This is a genomic window from Vibrio sp. 970, assembly GCF_033339075.1.
In genome coordinates, this window is the sequence record NZ_JAWOTW010000867.1 from 1 (window position 1) to 507 (window position 507).

Here is a 507-nt window from a genome sequence, read left to right on the forward strand (position 1 = left end):
GATCACATCGGAATGCTTAATGCTTGGAATGTCGTTGGTCATCGCACCACTCCCCAACGATGCTTCAAGCCCTGTCACACTTGATGCGTGACACAAACGTGCGCAGTGATCAACGTTGTTCGTACCAAGTTCACGACGGATGAATTTTTGAAACGCGTAGTTATCTTCGTTAGTGGTTTTCGCTGAAGAGAATCCGGCCAGTGCGTTGCTACCAAAATCTTGCTTGATGGTCGAAAGCTTCGAAGCCACTAGCTGAATCGCTTCGTCCCAACTTGCTGGCTGCAACCAACCATCTTTACGAATCAGTGGTGTCGTTAAACGCTCTTCGCTGCTAATGAAATCAAAACCAAAACGGCCTTTCACGCACAGCATACCTTGGTTAACCGGCGAATCCGCCCCTTTTACACAGCGGATTTTGTTTTGTTGCTCATCGACAAACATGGTCAACTTACAACCCACACCACAATAGGTACAAATGGTATCGACGGCTTTTAAATGTTCGGTTCT

General features: G+C 46.9%; 1 protein-coding gene. It reads right to left on the minus strand.

What is annotated here, in order from left to right; genetic code table 11:
• On the minus strand, window positions 1-507 hold a 507-nt coding region (locus R7Q11_RS29625), incomplete at both ends, for a molybdopterin-dependent oxidoreductase (protein ID WP_225467397.1).